At 62.2% G+C, this 17,830-nt stretch carries 16 protein-coding genes; 14 read left to right on the top strand and 2 right to left on the bottom strand.

What is annotated here, in order from left to right; translation table 11 throughout:
* Window positions 1-23: 23 nt before the first annotated feature.
* Window positions 24-896 (top strand): l-ornithine N(alpha)-acyltransferase, encoded by an 873-nt coding sequence (olsB, locus tag LPU83_RS40615; protein WP_024314529.1) that lies wholly within the window; start codon window positions 24-26, stop codon window positions 894-896.
* Window positions 897-949: 53 nt separating this feature from the next.
* Here olsB and LPU83_RS40610 read toward each other — a convergent pair whose 3' ends face one another.
* The gene (locus LPU83_RS40610; protein ID WP_024314528.1) at window positions 950-3,235 is read right to left on the bottom strand and encodes an NADP-dependent malic enzyme; all 2,286 of its coding nucleotides are present in this window, start codon (window positions 3,233-3,235) and stop codon (window positions 950-952) included.
* Window positions 3,236-3,347: 112 nt separating this feature from the next.
* On the opposite strand from LPU83_RS40610, the gene mutS reads away from it, so the two are divergent.
* The 4 genes from mutS (at window position 3,348) to murJ (ending at window position 10,965) form a co-directional block, all read left to right on the top strand.
* Window positions 3,348-6,080 (top strand): DNA mismatch repair protein MutS, encoded by a 2,733-nt coding sequence (mutS, locus tag LPU83_RS40605; protein ID WP_024314527.1) that lies wholly within the window; start codon window positions 3,348-3,350, stop codon window positions 6,078-6,080.
* A 3-nt stretch (window positions 6,081-6,083) separates the two neighbouring features.
* Window positions 6,084-6,359 carry a hypothetical protein gene (locus LPU83_RS40600; RefSeq protein WP_024314526.1) on the top strand — a complete coding sequence of 92 codons (276 nt, stop codon included), beginning with the start codon at window positions 6,084-6,086 and terminating at the stop codon, window positions 6,357-6,359.
* A gap of 105 nt (window positions 6,360-6,464) precedes the next feature.
* Window positions 6,465-9,374, top strand: a complete 2,910-nt coding sequence (locus LPU83_RS40595) for a [protein-PII] uridylyltransferase (RefSeq protein WP_024314525.1) — start codon at window positions 6,465-6,467, stop codon at window positions 9,372-9,374.
* 10 nt (window positions 9,375-9,384) lie between these two features.
* Complete coding sequence (murJ, locus tag LPU83_RS40590) at window positions 9,385-10,965, top strand: murein biosynthesis integral membrane protein MurJ (RefSeq protein ID WP_024314524.1); 1,581 nt, start codon at window positions 9,385-9,387, stop codon at window positions 10,963-10,965.
* 9 nt (window positions 10,966-10,974) lie between these two features.
* On the opposite strand, the gene LPU83_RS40585 is transcribed toward murJ, so the two are convergent.
* The gene (locus LPU83_RS40585; RefSeq protein WP_024314523.1) at window positions 10,975-11,400 is read right to left on the bottom strand and encodes a YcbK family protein; all 426 of its coding nucleotides are present in this window, start codon (window positions 11,398-11,400) and stop codon (window positions 10,975-10,977) included.
* A gap of 528 nt (window positions 11,401-11,928) precedes the next feature.
* Between LPU83_RS40585 and LPU83_RS40580 the strand changes: the two genes are divergently transcribed.
* The 9 genes from LPU83_RS40580 to olsA all read left to right on the top strand — a co-directional run bounded on the left by LPU83_RS40580 (window position 11,929) and on the right by olsA (window position 17,817).
* Window positions 11,929-12,324, top strand: a complete 396-nt coding sequence (locus tag LPU83_RS40580; RefSeq protein ID WP_024314522.1) for a VOC family protein — start codon at window positions 11,929-11,931, stop codon at window positions 12,322-12,324.
* A gap of 97 nt (window positions 12,325-12,421) precedes the next feature.
* Window positions 12,422-13,486 (top strand): tryptophan--tRNA ligase, encoded by a 1,065-nt coding sequence (trpS, locus tag LPU83_RS40575; protein ID WP_024314521.1) that lies wholly within the window; start codon window positions 12,422-12,424, stop codon window positions 13,484-13,486.
* A 102-nt stretch (window positions 13,487-13,588) separates the two neighbouring features.
* Window positions 13,589-14,014, top strand: coding sequence for a cupin domain-containing protein (locus LPU83_RS40570; protein ID WP_024314520.1), 426 nt, complete (start codon window positions 13,589-13,591; stop codon window positions 14,012-14,014).
* Between the two features lie 82 nt (window positions 14,015-14,096).
* Entirely contained in the window at window positions 14,097-14,588 is a 492-nt protein-coding gene (locus LPU83_RS40565) for a universal stress protein (RefSeq protein ID WP_007789346.1), read from the top strand.
* 110 nt (window positions 14,589-14,698) lie between these two features.
* Entirely contained in the window at window positions 14,699-15,265 is a 567-nt protein-coding gene (locus LPU83_RS40560; RefSeq protein ID WP_007789348.1) for a NifU family protein, read from the top strand.
* 102 nt (window positions 15,266-15,367) lie between these two features.
* Window positions 15,368-16,027 (top strand): tRNA (adenosine(37)-N6)-threonylcarbamoyltransferase complex dimerization subunit type 1 TsaB, encoded by a 660-nt coding sequence (gene tsaB, locus LPU83_RS40555; protein ID WP_024314519.1) that lies wholly within the window; start codon window positions 15,368-15,370, stop codon window positions 16,025-16,027.
* On the top strand, window positions 16,024-16,524 hold the full coding sequence (locus LPU83_RS40550) for a GNAT family N-acetyltransferase (RefSeq protein WP_176703582.1): 501 nt from the start codon (window positions 16,024-16,026) through the stop codon (window positions 16,522-16,524). The genes tsaB and LPU83_RS40550 overlap by 4 nt, the downstream gene beginning before the upstream one ends.
* 36 nt (window positions 16,525-16,560) lie before the next feature.
* A complete protein-coding gene (locus tag LPU83_RS40545) occupies window positions 16,561-16,989 on the top strand; it encodes a Fur family transcriptional regulator (protein WP_024314517.1) in 429 nt (142 codons plus the stop codon).
* A 30-nt stretch (window positions 16,990-17,019) separates the two neighbouring features.
* The gene (gene olsA, locus LPU83_RS40540; protein ID WP_024314516.1) at window positions 17,020-17,817 is read left to right on the top strand and encodes a lyso-ornithine lipid O-acyltransferase; all 798 of its coding nucleotides are present in this window, start codon (window positions 17,020-17,022) and stop codon (window positions 17,815-17,817) included.
* Window positions 17,818-17,830: the final 13 nt, after the last annotated feature.

The raw sequence follows: 17,830 nt of genomic DNA, 5'->3' as shown, positions 1-17,830 counted from the left end.
AAGCCGGCAACGGGAGAATCGCCATGTCAGTAGACGCTTTCAATAGTGCCGTCGCCGAGGTCCATCGGCCGTCGAGCCCGCTTGCGCCGAAGGAAGGTGATATTCTCGGCCGCATCGGCAGTCTTGAGACCCGCCTAGCCCGCACCGCCAGCGAGATCGATGCCGCCCAGGCCGTCCGCTTCCGAGTCTTCGTCGAAGAAATGGGTGCACAGCTTTCGCCGGAAGCCATGCGCCGCAAGCGCGATTTCGATTCCTACGACGCATTCTGCGATCATCTGCTCGTGCTCGATCGCTCGATCGAGGGCGACGGCGAGGACCAGATCGTTGGCACCTATCGCCTGCTACGACAGGAAGTCGCGATGGCGAACGGCGGCTTTTACTCGGCTTCGGAATTCGCGATCGACGAGCTGCTTGCCCGCCACCCGGATAAGCGGTTCATGGAACTCGGCCGCTCCTGCGTGCTGCCCGACTACCGCACCAAGCGCACCGTCGAGCTCCTGTGGCAGGGGAACTGGGCCTATGCGCTGAAGCATGGCATGAGTGCCATGTTCGGCTGCGCCTCCTTCCCGGGCATTCACCCGGAAAGCCATGCTCTGGCGCTGTCCTTCCTACATCACAACGTTGCCGCCAAGGATGAGTGGGCCGTTGGCGCGCTTCCACACCTTGCCCGTGACATGGATCTGATGCCGGCAGAAGCGGTCAACCCGAAGCGGGCGCTGATGGCGCTACCGCCGCTGATCAAGGGTTATCTCCGCCTCGGCGCGATGGTCGGTTCGACTGCCGTGGTCGACGAGGCCTTCAATACGACGGACGTTCTGATCGTCCTGCCGATCGCCAGCATTTCCGATCGCTACCTGAACTATTACGGCGCCGATGCCGGGCGGTTCGCGAGCTGATTTTCCACCGACGGAAAGATGGAGCGAGAGGCTGCCTCCCGCTCCACATTCGCTTACGATCCTGCCGTATAGGCTGCGATCGCGGCCATATTGACGATGTCGGAATCCTTCGCGCCCATCGAGGTGATCTGAACCGCCTTGTCGAGGCCGACGAGGATCGGGCCGATCACAGTCGAACCGCCGAGTTCCTGCAGCATCTTCGTGGAGATCGAGGCCGAGTGGAAGGCCGGCATGACGAGTACGTTGGCCGGGCCGGATAGGCGGCAGAACGGATACTGCTCCATCACCTTGCGGTTCAGCGCCACATCGGCCGCCATTTCGCCGTCATACTCGAAATCGACGCGGCGCTTGTCGAGGATCTTCACGGCCTCGCGCACGCGCTCCGAGCGCTCGCCCGATGGATGGCCGAAGGTCGAATAGGCAAGCATGGCGACGCGCGGCTGATAACCCATGCGGCGCGCAAAGCCTGCCGCTTCCACGGCGATGTCGGCAAGTTCCGCCGCCGACGGCATATCGTGGACGGCGGTATCCGCAACGAAGACGGTGCGGCCTCGGCAGAGTGCAACCGAGACACCGATCACCTGATGCCCCGGCTTCATGTTGATGCAGCGGCGCACATCTTCGAGCGCGGTCGAATAATTGCGGGTGATGCCGGTGACCATCCCGTCCGCATCGCCAAGCGCCACCATGCACGCGGCGAAGTGGTTGCGATCCTGGTGGATCAGGCGCTGGGCGTCGCGATGCAGGTAGCCCTTACGCTGCAGGCGCGCATAGAGATAGTCGATATAGACTTCGACGCGGGTGGAAATGCGCGCATTGACGATTTCCAGCCCCGGCCGGTTGAGATCGATGCCGGCGCGTTCGGCGGTCGCGTGAATCAGGTCCTCACGGCCGAGCAGGATCGCTGTACCGAGCTGCTGGTTGGCATAGGACATTGCCGCACGCATGACCTGTTCTTCTTCGGCTTCGGCAAAGACCACCCGTTTCGGACGGCGGCGAACGCGCTCGTAAAGGCTTGCCAGCGTCGAGGCGATGGGATCGCGACGAGCAGAAAGTTCGCGGGCGTAGGTGGCCATGTCGGCGATCGGCTTGCGGGCGACGCCGCTGTCAATCGCGGCCTGTGCCACGGCAACCGGGATCGCAGAGATCAAGCGCGGATCGAACGGCACCGGAATGATGTACTGGGCGCCGAAGCGCGGGCGGTTCCCCTGGTAGGCGGCAACGACATCATCCGGAACGTCTTCGCGGGCTAGGTTCGCGAGCGCCTGGACGGCGGCGATTTTCATGGCGTCGTTGATCGTGGTGGCGCGAACATCCAGAGCGCCGCGGAAAATGTAGGGGAAGCCCAGGACGTTGTTGACCTGGTTCGGATAATCGGAACGACCGGTCGCCATGATGGCGTCGTCGCGGATGCGGGCGACCTCTTCCGGGGTGATCTCCGGATCCGGATTGGCCATGGCGAAAATGATCGGCCGGTCCGCCATCGAGCGGATCATCTTTTCGGAGAAGGCGCCCTTCTGCGAAAGGCCAAGCACGACATCCGCGCCTTTCATGGCCTCTTCGAGCGTGCGCGCTTTGGTCTTGACCGCATGCGCCGACTTCCACTGGTTCATGCCTTCGGTGCGGCCCTGGTAGATCACGCCTTTGGTGTCGCAAAGGACGATGTTCTCAGCCACGAAGCCCATGGCCTTGATGAGCTCGACGCAGGCGATCGCGGCCGCACCCGCGCCATTGCAGACGAGCTTCGTCGTCTTCAGGTCGCGACCGGTCAACTCCAGCGCGTTGATGAGACCGGCGGCAGCAATGATCGCCGTGCCGTGCTGGTCGTCATGAAAAACCGGGATGTCCATCAGCTCGCGCAGGCGCTGCTCGATGATGAAACAGTCTGGCGCCTTGATGTCTTCGAGATTGATGCCGCCAAAGGACGGGCCGAGGAAGCGCACGCAGTTGATGAACTCGTCGACATTTTCGGTATCGACTTCAAGATCGATGGAATCGACGTCGGCGAAGCGCTTGAAGAGCACCGACTTTCCCTCCATTACCGGCTTGGAGGCCAATGCGCCGAGATTGCCGAGACCGAGGATAGCCGTACCGTTGGAGATCACCGCGACCATGTTGCCGCGCGTGGTGTAGTCGTAGGCCGTGGCCGGATCGGCGGCGATCGCCTTCACCGGAACGGCAACGCCCGGCGAATAGGCGAGCGACAGATCGCGCTGGGTCGCCATCGGCTTCGTGGCGTTGATCTCCAGCTTTCCGGGCCGTCCCATGGCATGGAATTCAAGAGCCTCGTTGTCGGTCACTGATGTAACCGGCCGCTGCTTCTTCTCGGTATCGGGCATTTTTCCTCCAACGTCTTGTGGGTGACGCCTTGCTCTTCCTCAATCGCGGTTGTCATCTATAGCGGCGGGCGGCTAGGGTTGGCACCTCTTTTTTGGAAAAAACTGCATCTCCGTGAACGAACGAATAGACACTGGAAGAGAAGCCTTTTCGGCTGCCGAGCTTGCTACGGAAGAAAGCCGTGCATCGGCGACGCCGATGATGGAGCAATTCATCGACATCAAGGCGAACAACCCTGACTCGCTGCTGTTCTACCGCATGGGCGATTTCTATGAGCTGTTCTTCGAGGACGCGCTGGAAGCATCCCGCGCTCTCGGCATCACGCTCACCAAGCGCGGCCAGCATATGGGGCAGGATATTGCGATGTGCGGCGTGCCGGTGCATGCAGCCGACGACTACCTGCAGAAGCTGATCGCCCTCGGCTTCCGCGTCGCCGTCTGCGAGCAAGTCGAAGACCCCGCCGAAGCCAAGAAACGCGGTTCGAAATCGGTGGTGAAGCGCGACGTCGTTCGCCTTGTCACGCCGGGCACGATCACCGAGGAAAAACTGCTTTCGCCGTCGGAATCGAACTATCTGATGGCACTTACCCGCATTCGCGGCAGCGCCGAGCCGTTGCTGGCGCTTGCCTGGATCGATATCTCGACGGGCATTTTCCGGCTTGCCGAGACCGAAGGCTCACGGCTGCTTGCCGATATCCTGCGCATCGATCCACGCGAACTCATCGTGCCGGACACGATCTTTCACGATCCCGAGCTGAAGCCGGTCTTCGACGTGCTCGGCCGCACCGCCGTTCCGCAGCCGGCCGTGCTGTTCGACAGCGCCACAGCGGAAGGGCGGATTGCACGTTATTTTGGTGTCTCGACACTCGACGGCTTCGGCACCTTCTCGCGCGCCGAGCTTGCCGCTGCCGCTGCAGCCGTCGCCTATGTCGAGAAGACGCAGATCGCCGAACGGCCGCCGCTTGGGCGGCCGGAGCGCGAGAGCGCCGCTTCCACGCTCTTCATCGATCCGGCGACCCGCGCCAACCTGGAACTTGCCCGCACGCTGTCAGGCGATCGCAATGGTTCTCTGTTGAAAGCAATCGACCGCACCGTGACCGGCGGCGGTGCGCGACTGCTTGCCGAGCGGCTGATGTCGCCGCTGACCGACCCCGCGCGCATCAACGAGCGACTGGATTCGATCGGCTTCCTGATGGAAGAGCCGTCGCTCTGTGGCGACCTGCGCCACCACCTCAAGCATGTGCCCGATATGCCGCGCGCGCTCTCGCGCCTCGCGCTCGACCGTGGCGGGCCGCGCGACCTCGCCGCCATCCGCCAGGGGCTGAGTGCGGCGGGCGATCTCGCCCGATTGCTGGCCGAAGCGCTGCTGCCGGAAGAGCTGAGACTTGCGCTTTCGAGCCTCCAGGCCCTCCCCTGCGGTCTCGCAGCGCTGCTTTCGGCAACGCTCGGCGACGCGTTGCCGCTGTTGAAGCGCGACGGCGGCTTCCTGCGCGACGGCGCCAATGCCGAGCTCGACGAGGTCAGGGCGCTGCGTGACCAGTCCCGCCGTGTCATCGCCGGCCTGCAGCTGCAATATGCCGAGGAAACCGGCATCAAGTCGCTGAAGATCAAGCACAACAACATCCTCGGCTACTTCATCGAGGTCACCGCCGGCAATGCCGGACCGATGACCGACACACCCGAAGCCAAGGGCCGATTCATCCACCGCCAGACGATGGCGAATGCGATGCGGTTCACCACGACCGAGCTTGCCGACCTCGAAAGTCGGATTGCAAACGCTGCCGACAAGGCGCTCGCAATCGAGCTCGCCGCCTTCGACCACATGACATCCGCCGTCGTCGCCGAAGCGGAAGCGATCAAGGCGGGAGCCCGGGCGCTTGCGATCATCGACGTCGCCAGCGGCCTTGCCCTCCTCGCCGACGAGCAGGCCTATTGCCGGCCGCTGGTTGATGCCTCGAAGATGTTTGCGATCGAGGGCGGACGCCACCCGGTCGTCGAGCAGGCCCTGCGACGCCAATCGTCGGGCCCGTTTGTTGCCAATGATTGCGATCTGTCGCCTGTCGCCGACGGCAAGGATGGCGCGATCTGGTTGCTGACCGGCCCGAACATGGGCGGTAAATCGACCTTCCTGCGCCAGAACGCGTTGATTTCGGTCCTCGCGCAGGTGGGCTCCTTCGTGCCGGCGACCTCCGCCCATATCGGCATCGTCGACCGTCTATTCTCCCGCGTCGGCGCCTCCGACGACCTTGCCCGCGGCCGCTCGACCTTCATGGTCGAGATGGTCGAAACGGCGGCGATCCTCAATCAGGCGACCGACCGCTCGCTTGTCATCCTCGACGAAATCGGCCGCGGCACGGCAACGTTCGATGGTCTTTCCATCGCCTGGGCAGCCGTCGAGCATCTGCATGAGGCCAATCGCTGCCGCGGCCTCTTCGCCACCCACTTCCATGAGCTGACCGTGCTGTCCGAAAAGCTTGCCCGGCTATCGAACGCGACGATGCGGGTGAAGGAATGGGATGGCGACGTGATCTTCCTGCACGAGGTCGGTCCGGGTGCTGCCGATCGCTCCTACGGTATCCAGGTCGCCCGGCTTGCCGGCCTGCCGGCTTCCGTCGTGGCGCGCGCCCGCGACGTGCTGACACGCCTCGAGGACGCCGACCGCAAGAACCCGGCAAGCCAGTTGATCGACGACCTGCCATTGTTTCAGGTGGCGGTGCGTCGCGAGGACGCTAGTCGCGGCCCGTCGAAGGTGGAAGAAGCGTTGAAGGGCATGAGCCTCGATGACATGACCCCGCGCGAGGCGATGGAGGCACTCTACGACCTCAAGAAGAAGCTGAAGCGGAGCTAGCCGATGTTCATGGACCGGCTATTCAACGAGACGCAGAGGCTTGCGGCGATTTTCAGCGCACTCGAAGCATTGCGGCTTGCGGACGAGTGTGGCAATCCACGCGGCTGGGCCTCGCCCTTCGGCCTGCTCCAGATCATCCGCTGTTGTGCCGGTATTCTGGAGCTTTCCTCCTGTGTCGCAAAGGCTGGCTACCGAGAATGTGACCGCGAGACACTAGAGGAGATCGCCAGCGAGACGCGCAAGGTGCTCTATTCGGTGCAGGCGCAGGTGGCGGCCTGATTGCCGCATGCAGGCGGTTTCGGACGTGGCAACACCTTTTCGCCAAAATTAAAGGTTCTGCAGTATGAAAGCCCGTGTCATCGGCGGGCAAAGAGGCTATAGCGCATGCAGACGAAACGAGAGGCGCAGCAAGAAGCAGCTGCGCCGCGCGAACAGGAAGCCGCCCCGCGCATGGCGACGACGAACGACATCGATTTCTCCGATATCCTCGACACCGACTATCTGCTGAAGATGTGCGATGCTGTAACGGAGGCCAACAAAACGCGGCCTGACGTCTTGCGATCCGATCTGTTGGCCATTCTCAAGAAGGCAAGCGGCGAGGGTCGCCAGAAGGCACGCACCCTGCTCTTGGCCGACGGCAGCGGCATCAATTGCGCCCGCCGCATCTCCTGGCTACAGGACCAAATCATCACGGTTCTCTATGAATTCGTCTGCACCCATGTCTTCCCACAGCAGAAGGACAAGTTCGCCGTCACCGCCGTTGGCGGCTATGGCCGCGATACGCTGGCGCCGGGTTCCGACATCGACCTCCTGTTCCTGTTCCAGCCGAAACCGGGGGAGGAGACACACAAGGCGGTCGAATTCATGCTCTACGTCCTCTGGGACATGGGCCTCAAGGTCGGCCACGCCACGCGTACCCTGGAAGAGTGCATCGCGCTGTCGAAGTCCGACATGACGATTCGCACGGCGATCCTCGAGATGCGCTATATCTGCGGCCTGCGCGCGCTGGAAACGCAGCTGGAGACGCGCTTCGACAAGGAAATCGTCACCGGCACCGGCCCGGAATTCATCGCCGCCAAGCTTGCAGAGCGCGACGAACGGCATCGCAAGGCCGGCGACACGCGCTATCTCGTCGAGCCCAACGTCAAGGAGGGCAAGGGTGGCCTGCGCGACCTCCATACGCTCTTCTGGATCTCGAAATACTACTACCATGTCCGCGACACCGCCGAACTTGTGCCGCTCGGCGTTCTCTCGAAGCACGAGTACCACGTCTTCCAGAAGGCGGACGACTTCCTTTGGGCGGTGCGCTGCCACATGCATTTCCTGACCGGAAAAGCAGAGGAACGGCTGTCCTTCGACATCCAGCGCGAGATTGCCGAGGCACTCGGATATCATTCGCGGCCCGGCCTTTCGGCCGTCGAGCGCTTCATGAAACACTACTTCCTCGTCGCCAAGGATGTCGGCGATCTGACGCGTATTCTCTGCGCGGCACTCGAAGACCAGCAGGCGAAGTCGACGCCGGGGCTGACCGGCGTCATCAGCCGCTTTGCGCATCGCAGCCGCAAGATCGCCGGCAGCACCGAGTTCGTCGAGGATCGCGGCCGCATCGCACTTGCCAGCCCCGATGTCTTCAAGCGCGACCCGATCAGCATCATCCGCCTCTTCCACGTCGCCGACATCAACGGCCTGGAATTCCATCCCGATGCGCTGAAGCGCGTCACCCGCTCGCTCAGCCTGATCGACAACAATCTGCGCGAAAACGAGGAGGCAAACCGCCTCTTCATGTCGATCCTGACCTCGAAGCGCGATCCGGCGCTTATCCTTCGCCGGATGAACGAAGCCGGTGTGCTCGGCCGCTTCATCCCAGAATTCGGCAAGATCGTCGCAATGATGCAGTTCAACATGTACCACCACTATACGGTGGACGAGCATCTGATCCGCACCCTCGACGTGCTGTCAGAGATCGACAAGGGCAAGGCCGACGACCTGCATCCGCTTGCCAACAAGCTGATGCCCGGCATCGAGGACCGCGAGGCGCTTTATGTCGCCGTGCTGCTGCACGACATCGCCAAGGGCCGCCAGGAAGACCACTCGATCGCCGGCGCCCGTGTCGCCCGCAAGCTCTGCGCCCGCTTCGGCCTGTCGCAGAAGCAGACGGAGATGGTCGTCTGGCTGATCCAGGAACATCTGGCGATGTCGATGGTCGCCCAGACCCGCGACCTCACCGACCGCAAGACGATTATCGACTTTGCCGATGTCGTGCAGTCGCTCGAACGCCTGAAGATGCTGCTGATCCTGACGATCTGCGACATCCGCGCCGTCGGACCGGGCGTGTGGAACGGCTGGAAGGGTCAGCTGCTGCGCACGCTCTACTATGAAACCGAACTGCTGCTTGCCGGCGGCTTCTCGGAGGTGTCTCGCAAGGAGCGCGCCAACTTCGCAGCCGAAGCACTCTTCAACGCGCTCTCCGACTGGAGCCAGAAGGACCGCAAGATCTACAGCAAGCTGCACTATCAGCCCTATCTGCTCTCCGTTCCCCTGGAGGACCAGGTGCGTCATGCCGGCTTTATCCGCCAGGCCGACAAGGCCGGTCAGGCGCTGGCGACCATGGTGCGCACAGACAGCTTCCATGCGATCACCGAGATCACCGTGCTATCGCCTGACCACCCGCGGCTGCTCGCCGTCATCGCCGGCGCTTGCGCTGCCGCCGGCGCCAACATCGTCGATGCGCAGATCTTCACGACCTCGGACGGCCGCGCGCTCGACACAATCCATGTCAGCCGCGAATTCAAGGACGATGCCGACGAGCTGCGTCGCGCCGGCACCATCGGGCGGATGATCGAGGACGTGCTTTCCGGCCGCAAGCGCCTGCCAGAGGTGATCGCGACCCGCACCAAGAACCGCAAAAAGAGCAAGGCCTTCGTCATTCCCCCGTCGGTCAACATCTCCAACAGCCTGTCGAACAAATTCACCGTCATCGAGGTCGAATGCCTCGACCGGACAGGCCTGCTGTCGGAAATCACGGCGGTTCTCTCGGATCTTTCGCTCGATATTCAGTCGGCCCGCATCACCACCTTCGGCGAGAAGGTCATCGATACCTTCTACGTGACCGACCTCGTCGGCCAGAAGATTTCGGGCGACAGCAAGCGCTCGAACATCACCGCGCGCCTCAAGGCGGTGATGGCCGAGGAGCAGGACGAGCTGCGCGAGCGCATGCCCTCCGGCATCATCGCGCCGCCGACCACGGCTCGCGCCGCGACGCAAACAGAAAAGAAGGCGGATTCGCCCGCATGAGCCCAAACGCATGAGCCTCGTCAAGAAATTTGCCACCGTCGGCGGCGCCACGCTCGGCAGCCGCATCTTCGGCTTTGCCCGTGAAACGCTGATGGCGGCCGCACTCGGCACGGGCCCGATGGCCGACGTCTTCTACGCCGCCTTCCGCTTTCCGAACCTCTTCCGTCGCCTGTTTGCCGAAGGCGCGTTCAACGCCGCCTTCGTGCCGCTCTTTGCCAAGGAGATCGAGGCGCACGGCATCGACGGCGCCAAGCGCTTCTCCGAGGAAGTCTTCGGCGTGCTGTTTTCCGTGCTGCTGCTCATCACCATCGTCATGGAGCTCTGCATGCCGCTGCTCGTGCGCTTCGTCATCGCGCCGGGCTTTGCCGACGATGCGGAAAAATTCTCGATCACCGTCCGCATGGCGGCGGTGATGTTCCCCTATCTCATGTGCATGTCGCTGACGGCAATGATGAGTGGGATGCTGAACTCCCTGCATCATTTCTTCGCCGCAGCCATTGCGCCCATTTTCCTCAACGTGGTGATGATCGGCGCGCTGTTTTATTCGCTCTATATCGGCGCCGAACCGCTTCAGACCGCCTGGTACCTCTCATGGGGCGTGCTCGTAGCTGGCATCCTGCAACTCGTCGTCGTCTATCTCGGCGTCCTGCATGCCGGCATGAGCATCGGCCTTCGCTTTCCCCGCATCACGCCAAACGTCAAGCGGCTGCTGATCCTCGCAGTCCCTGCCGCCGTCACCGGCGGCATTACCCAGATCAACCAGATGATCGGGCAGGCGATCGCTTCTGCGCGCGAAGGCGCGATCGCCGCACTTCAATATGCGGACCGCATCTACCAGCTGCCGCTCGGCGTCGTCGGTGTCGCGGTCGGCGTGGTGCTGCTGCCGGAATTGGCGCGTGCCTTGAAGGGCGGCCATCTGCGCGAGGCCGGAAACCTGCAGAACCGGTCGATCGAATTCGTGCTATTCCTGACCATCCCGGCCGCCTTTGCACTCTGGATTCTCTCCGATGAGATCATCCGCGTGCTTTATGAGCGCGGCGCCTTCCATCAGGAAAACACCGCGATCGTCGGCTCCATCCTCGCCGTTTACGGCATCGGCCTACCTGCCTTCGTGCTGATCAAGGCGTTGCAGCCGGGCTTCTATGCGCGCGAGGACACCAAGACGCCGATGCGCTTTTCCGCCGTTGCCGTTGGCGTCAACTGCGCGACGGCGCTGACGCTCTTCCCGTTTCTCGGCGCTCCCGGCATTGCGGTTGCAGAAGCGACGGCAGGCTGGATCAGCACGGTGCTTCTCTTCACCACGCTGCTGCGCCGCGGTCACCTCACCTGGGAATGGGCCCTGGCGCGGCGCACGGCGCTGCTCGTCGTATCCGCAGCCGTGATGGGCGGCGTGATCATGTACCTGCAGCACCGGTGGGAGCCGTGGCTTGCCTCGGGCGCACACCTGGCGACGAAGGTCGGCACACTCGGCCTTCTGATCATCATCGCCATGGCCGTTTACTTCGCGACGGCGTTCCTGATCGGCGGCGCAAACCTCGGCATGATCCGGCGCAACCTGAACCGCAAGCCCGCCGCAAAAGTCGACGGCTAGCGCTAGACCTCAGCAGTAGGTCCATCGTCGTTTGGGACCTATGTCCACATGGACGATGCCGTTGCAGTAACGGCCGATCCCGCCGATCCCTGGCGCCGACGCCGCGATCGCAATGATCGTTCGCTCCGATACGCCGGGGATCCGGATATCGGCGGCCGCGCAATGGCGATGTTGGGAGTGTGATCGCCCGCGCGCCCGCAACCCCGAGGTTACCATCGGGCGGCGGCCGGTCTTAGTGGCGATATAGGCAAGAATGCCGCGGAGTTGCGGCGGGAAGCAGTTCGCCTGAACGCTGACAGTCTGCAGAGAGTAGGCGAGCGTTTCATTATGCTTGAGCGGCGGTATTGCCACTCTTCTGACATTCTGGGCGTCGGCACTGTCGAAACACGACAGACAGAACAGGCCGGCGAGTGCGATGGAAAATGCGGACTGCATGGTTCCCTCCCCTCGAAATACGCCGGAGCGGCCGGCGCAGCCTTTGGCGGATGGAACGCTCTCCCTAAAAATGGCCTTTTTGTGAAATTGTTTACCTTCCGTTACGCAGCATCCCCATATTCTACCGCTAATTGGCAGGTTAGTGATACCTCAAAGGTAGTATAAACTTTCCTTTCGTAAATTCGCGAGAGATACTCACAGAGGAAATTCGTCGCCGATTCTCCCCGCCCTACGGCGCTCTTCCTGCAATCGTGCCGTTCCATCTTCGGATACACCGCAAGGCGTTGCGGCGAGGCGGGATCGGCGCTGGATGATGGAGAACGACGCAAGCTCCTTCATCCGGAGTTGGGAAGCGCCATATGCTTTTTCCTCTAGCGAGGCAATTTCCAGCGCCCCGTCCGAGTGCAATGCAGGATCGAACCACGGGCAGGAACGACCGTGTGAAAGTAAAGACGTGTTCACCAAACCGCGCCCCTTGACCGATCACTCGCCCTTGGTAACAACACGACGCCACAAATCGGAGCCACAATGTCTCAATCGCTTTTCCTCGTGACCCTTGTCGTCGACGACTACGACCACGCCAAGGATTTCTATTGCGGCGCGCTCGGCTTCGATTGCCTTCAGGACGACAGACAGCCCGAGGGCAAGCGGTGGGTGGTGGTCAAGCCGAAGGGCGGCGACGGCGCAGCCTTTTTGCTCGCGCAGGCTGCCAACGACCAGCAGAAGGCGGCGATCGGCAACCAGACCGGCGGGCGCGTCGGCTTCTTTCTCAAGAGCGACGATTTTGCCCGCGACCATGCATCGATGCTGGCCAAGGGCGTGCATTTTCTCGAGGCGCCGCGGCATGAGGTTTATGGGACGGTCGCCGTGTTTTCGGATCCTTACGGCAACACCTTCGACCTGATCGAACACGCCACAGGCTGAACCCCTTGATTGCCCTGTCTTCCGCGTGCATAAGCGCGCCCGTTAGCAACATGGGTTACAAACCCTGGGGCCCTCCACCAGCCTAATCGAGGACATAATGAGCGAATTCAAGAAAGTCGTTTTCTCCGGCGTCCAGCCGACCGGCAATCTCCATCTTGGCAACTATCTCGGTGCGATCCGCAAATTCGTGGCGCTGCAGGAAGGCAACGACTGCATCTACTGTGTCGTGGATATGCACGCGTTGACGGCCCAGCTCGTCCATGAGGACATGCCGAACCAGATCCGTTCGATCGCCGCCGCCTTTATCGCGTCCGGCATCGATCCGGAAAGGCACATCGTTTTCAACCAGTCGGCCGTGCCGCAGCACGCCGAGCTCGCCTGGATCTTCAATTGCGTCGCGCGCCTCGGTTGGATGAACCGTATGACGCAGTTCAAGGACAAGGCCGGCAAGGATCGCGAGCAGGCCTCGCTCGGTCTCTACGCCTATCCGAGCCTGATGGCCGCTGACATTCTCGTTTACCGCGGCACGCATGTCCCGGTTGGCGACGACCAGAAGCAGCACCTTGAACTCGCCCGTGACATCGCCATGAAGTTCAACCTCGACTATGCGGGGCACATCCGCAAGACGGGCTACGGCATTGACATCACCGTCGGCAATGAGCCGGTGCATGCCTATTTCCCGATGGTCGAGCCGCTGATCGATGGCCCGGCGCCGCGCGTCATGTCGCTTCGCGACGGCACCAAGAAGATGTCGAAGTCGGATCCGTCCGATCTTTCGCGCATCAACCTGATGGACGACGAGGACGCGATCTCGAAGAAGATCCGCAAGGCCAAGACCGATCCGGAAGGCTTGCCTGGCGAGATCGACGGTCTCAAGGGTCGGCCGGAAGCCGACAATCTTGTCGGCATCTATGCAGCACTCGCTGACAGGTCGAAGGCTGACGTGCTTGCCGAATTCGGCGGCCAGCAGTTCTCGGTCTTCAAGCCGGCGCTCGTCGATCTCGCCGTCAACGTGCTCTCGCCGATCACCGCCGAGATGCGCCGCCTGATGTCGGACACCAGCCACATCGACGCGATCCTGCGCAACGGCGGCGAACGGGCACGGGCACGCGCCGAGGTGACGATGAAGGAAGTGCGCGACATCGTCGGCTTCCTGTACTGAGATACGGCCTCACCAGCCTTTCCGGGGCGGCTTGCAGCCCCGGACTTGTCGAACCCGGACCTGCGGCGTAATCTTTTGGGAACGGACCACCAGGGGGCTTCGATGCGAGATCGCAACCTCATCCAGATCGGCGCCATGGAGATCCGGCTTCTGATCGACGAGGATCAGAGTGCCGGCAGTCTGGTGATGTTCGAATTCATCGTCCCGCCTCAAGCGCGTGTCCCAGCCGCTCATTATCACCGCGACGTCGACGAAGTGATCCACGGACTGTCCGGCACGATGACGACGACGCTGGACGGGCGCAAACACGAGATCGCGCCGGGGCAAACCCTGTTCATTCCGCGCGGCTATGTCCACACCCACGAGAACCTGCACGGGGAAACCGCCAAGGCTTTGATCACCATGACGCCCGGCTTGATCGGCAGGCGGTATTTCGAGGAGATGGCCCTGGCCATCAACGTTCAGGGAAAGCCCGACATCGAACATGTGAAGGCAATCATGCGCCTCTATGGACTGGTTCCGGCCTGACGCGGCCCCCGCGCCGACGATCCTTCCAGGATCAAAAACGAGGGCTTGCAAATTTTCGGGTTCAGGTGTCAGAGTCCGCGCCATGGTATCGAAACGACTCTCCCGGCTCGAAGGTCATCGCCGCAAATTCATGGCGGTCATTGACGATACGCCCGAATGCTCCCGCGCCGTCCATTATGCGGGCCGGCGCGCCAAGAACTCGAATGGCGGCCTTGTGCTGATGTACGTGATTCCGGAGGGTGACTTCCAGCAGTGGCTGGGGGTGGAGGAGATCATGCGCGCCGAGGCGCGCGAGGAGGCCGAGGCTGTGGTCGCCAAGGCGGCGCATGTGGTTCGCGAAACGATCGGCATCGACCCTGAAATCGTCATCCGCGAGGGCAGCGCCACCGAGCAGATCAACGCCGTGATCGAGGAAGACCGCGATATTGCGATCCTGGTGCTTGCCGCAAGCTCGGCCAAGGAAGGTCCAGGACCGCTGGTGTCTTCGATCGCCGGGCGTGGCGCGACATTTCCCATCCCCGTCACGGTCCTGCCTGATACATTGACCGACGAGGAACTGGATGCTCTCGCATAAAGCGATTTCTTGAGTACCAGTCTCTTGAATAGAGTTGCCAATCGGCTTATTTTCTCTTTTGAAGAATTCTAAAGATGGCTGAGGGCCAATGCCCGCCGCAGGAGAGCGAGATGTTTATTCAGACCGAAGCCACGCCGAATCCCGCCACGCAGAAGTTTCTGCCGGGCCGGGTCGTGATGGAAAACGGCACGGCCGAATTCCGTAGCGCCGACGAAGCGCAGGCTTCGCCGCTTGCTGCTCGGCTGTTCGAGATTGCGGGCGTCACCGGCGTCTATTTTGGATACGACTTCATTTCCGTCTCTAAGGACAATGCCGAGTGGCAGCACCTGAAGCCGGCGATCCTCGGTTCGATCATGGAACATTTCATGTCGGGCAAGCCTGTCATGGGCGACGCCTCGGTTCTTTCCGAGGACCTCGATGCCGGCGGCGAGTTCTTCGACGAAGCCGACGAGTCGATTGTCCTCACGATCAAGGAGCTGCTGGACACGCGCGTGCGTCCGGCCGTTGCGCAGGATGGTGGCGACATCACCTTCCGTGGTTTCAAGGACGGCAAGGTCTATCTCAACATGAAGGGCTCCTGCTCCGGCTGCCCGTCGTCGACGGCGACGCTGAAGCATGGCGTGCAGAACCTGCTTCGCCATTTCGTTCCGGAAGTCGAGGAAGTGGTCGCCGCCTGACGACGACACGCCCGTTCCGGCATTCATTCTGGCGCAGCATTTGCAAGCGCGGCAGGGTGAATGTATGGACGCTCGGGAACGCTTTATTCGGAAATTGATGCCATGATCATACTGGCGCTCGACACCGCAGGTGTGGATTGCGCTGCCGGTCTTTATGACAGCGGCAGGGATACGATGCTGGGGGAGGCATCGGACATGATCGGCAAGGGGCACGCAGAGCATCTGATGGGGATCATCGATCGCGCGCTGAACCAGGCGGGCGCGGCGCTTTCGGCCGTCGATCGCATTGCCGTCACCATCGGTCCAGGCTCCTTCACTGGCATTCGTGTCGGCGTTGCCGCCGCGCGCGGCTTTGCGCTGTCGCTCGGCGTTTCGGCCGTCGGCGTCACCACGCTTGCGGTGATGGCCGAAGCGCAGCGGCTGAAGACGCCGATGCACCCGGTGCTCGCCGCCATGGATGCCAAGCGAAACGAAATCTACCTGCAGGCCTTCGATGCCGACGGCGAGCCGCTTGATGAAGCGCGTGCCGTCACCGTCGAGGAAGCGCAGGCATTCGCCGCGACATTCGAAGGCGAAATCATCGGTTCGGCCACGCCTCTCCTGAAGCCGGACACGACCGGCGATCACGCCAACCATTTCCCGATTTCCATCGTGGCGCGCCTCGGCGCCGCCTCTGATCCTTCTGCCGGAAAGCCGAAGCCTCTTTATCTGCGCGGACCCGACGCCAAGCCCCAGGCCGGGTTTGCAATTGCGCGAGTATGACCATGTTGGAATCCTATTTGACGCTGAAGCCGGAATTCGAAATCGTCGCGATGGATGCCGATGATTGCCGCGCTGTCGCGGCTCTGCACGGTGAACGTTTCGCCCGCCCGTGGGGCGATGGCGAGTTCTACAGCCTGCTCAGCCAGAACACCGTTTTCGGCTTCGTGGCACGCCAGACCAATGCATTCCTCAAGAAGCCGTTGCCCGGCTTCGTGCTGGCTCGCCAGGTCGCCGGCGAGGCGGAAATCCTGGCGATCGCCGTGCAGACGAAGGTCGCACGCGCCGGCCTCGGCTGGCGCCTGATGCAGGCCGCGATGCGCGAAGCACACGCGCGCGGCGGCGAGAGCATCTTTCTGGAGGTCGATGACGGCAATGCGGCGGCGCTCGGCCTTTACCGCAAGCTCGGCTTCGAGAAAGTCGGCGAACGCAGGGGATACTACAAGGATGCCAAGGGCGCGGTTTCCACAGCGCTTGTCATGAAGCGCGTTCTTCGCTAGTCCGTTGCTTGAACGTTGACTATCGGAAGGCAGCCCATGACTGACGTCGCCAAGACCCTCGAGGAGCTTTGCGCTGAACGCGGCATGCGCATGACCGAGCAGCGCCGGGTGATCGCGCGCATTCTCGAGGAATCCGCCGACCACCCTGACGTCGAAGAACTCTATCGGCGCTCGGTGAAGGTCGACGCCAAGATCTCGATCTCCACGGTCTATCGCACCGTGAAACTGTTCGAGGACGCCGGCATTATCGAACGCCACGACTTCCGAGACGGCCGCTCGCGCTACGAGACGGTGCCGGAAGAGCATCACGACCACCTCATCGACCTCAAGTCGGGTGTCGTCATCGAGTTTCACTCGCCCGAGATCGAGGCACTGCAGGAACGCATCGCCCGCGAACACGGCTTCAAGCTGGTCGACCATCGGCTGGAACTTTATGGCATTCCGCTCAAGAAGGACGAGCGCTGAGGCCATGATCGCAGCTGGGGAGTCTTCGCTTTGATCGCCTGGCTGCGCGTCGGCCTCGCCGGCATCGTCATTCTCCTTGCCAGCATCCTGCTCATGCCCTGGCAGCTCTTGGCGCTGCGCTTCGACTGGAAGCTGCGACGCTGGCTGCCCCGCATCTGGCATCGCATTATCTGTTTCTGCCTTGGCATCCGCGTTCGCGTCCATGGCAAGATGGAAACGCATAGACCGTTGATGCTTTGCGCCAACCATTCGTCGTGGATGGACATCATGGTGCTGTCTGCTGTCGCCGACGTTGCGTTTATCGCCAAGATCGAAGTGCGCGACTGGCCGATTTTCGGCACGCTGGCGAAGCTGCAGAAGAGCGTCTTCGTTGTGCGTGAGGAAAAGCGCAAGACCGGCCACCAGGCGAATGAGATTGCGACCCGCATGGCAAATGGCGAGATCGTTGTTCTGTTTCCGGAGGGCACGACCTCGGACGGGAACCGGCTCCTGGAGGTCAAATCCTCGTTGTTCGGCGCAGCCGCGATGGCGGTTCCAGCTTCGCCAACAGGCGCTGTCGTAATCCAACCGGTCGCGGTTGCCTATACCGGCGTCCACGGGTTGCCGATGGGGCGTTATCATCGCCCGCTCGCCTCCTGGCCCGGCGACGTGGAAATGCTTCCGCACCTGAAGGATATGCTGCGATGCGGCGCCTTTGAGGTGGACGTCTGTTTCGGCGACGCGGTCGAATATCGCGGCGACAGCAACCGCAAGGAAGTCAGCGCGACGATTGCACGACGCATCCGCGCCATGCTTGGCGCGGCACTGCGCGGCCGCGACGCCGCGTAAGACAAGATTTCCT

This window comes from Rhizobium favelukesii (genome assembly GCF_000577275.2).
Classification (GTDB): domain Bacteria; phylum Pseudomonadota; class Alphaproteobacteria; order Rhizobiales; family Rhizobiaceae; genus Rhizobium; species Rhizobium favelukesii.
Note: the sequence above shows the minus strand (reverse complement) of the source record. Positions and strands in the feature narration are given on the sequence as shown.

Excerpts from the sequence above, each read along its gene's own strand:
- olsB (WP_024314529.1), top strand. The coding sequence starts at position 24 with ATGTCAGTAGACGCTTTCAATAGTGCCGTCGCCGAGGTCCATCGGCCG.
- LPU83_RS40610 (WP_024314528.1), bottom strand. The coding sequence starts at position 3,235 with ATGCCCGATACCGAGAAGAAGCAGCGGCCGGTTACATCAGTGACCGAC.
- LPU83_RS40600 (WP_024314526.1), top strand. The coding sequence starts at position 6,084 with ATGTTCATGGACCGGCTATTCAACGAGACGCAGAGGCTTGCGGCGATT.
- LPU83_RS40595 (WP_024314525.1), top strand. The coding sequence starts at position 6,465 with ATGCAGACGAAACGAGAGGCGCAGCAAGAAGCAGCTGCGCCGCGCGAA.
- murJ (WP_024314524.1), top strand. The coding sequence starts at position 9,385 with ATGAGCCTCGTCAAGAAATTTGCCACCGTCGGCGGCGCCACGCTCGGC.
- LPU83_RS40585 (WP_024314523.1), bottom strand. The coding sequence starts at position 11,400 with ATGCAGTCCGCATTTTCCATCGCACTCGCCGGCCTGTTCTGTCTGTCG.
- LPU83_RS40580 (WP_024314522.1), top strand. The coding sequence starts at position 11,929 with ATGTCTCAATCGCTTTTCCTCGTGACCCTTGTCGTCGACGACTACGAC.
- trpS (WP_024314521.1), top strand. The coding sequence starts at position 12,422 with ATGAGCGAATTCAAGAAAGTCGTTTTCTCCGGCGTCCAGCCGACCGGC.
- LPU83_RS40570 (WP_024314520.1), top strand. The coding sequence starts at position 13,589 with ATGCGAGATCGCAACCTCATCCAGATCGGCGCCATGGAGATCCGGCTT.
- LPU83_RS40565 (WP_007789346.1), top strand. The coding sequence starts at position 14,097 with ATGGTATCGAAACGACTCTCCCGGCTCGAAGGTCATCGCCGCAAATTC.
- LPU83_RS40560 (WP_007789348.1), top strand. The coding sequence starts at position 14,699 with ATGTTTATTCAGACCGAAGCCACGCCGAATCCCGCCACGCAGAAGTTT.
- tsaB (WP_024314519.1), top strand. The coding sequence starts at position 15,368 with ATGATCATACTGGCGCTCGACACCGCAGGTGTGGATTGCGCTGCCGGT.
- LPU83_RS40550 (WP_176703582.1), top strand. The coding sequence starts at position 16,024 with ATGACCATGTTGGAATCCTATTTGACGCTGAAGCCGGAATTCGAAATC.
- LPU83_RS40545 (WP_024314517.1), top strand. The coding sequence starts at position 16,561 with ATGACTGACGTCGCCAAGACCCTCGAGGAGCTTTGCGCTGAACGCGGC.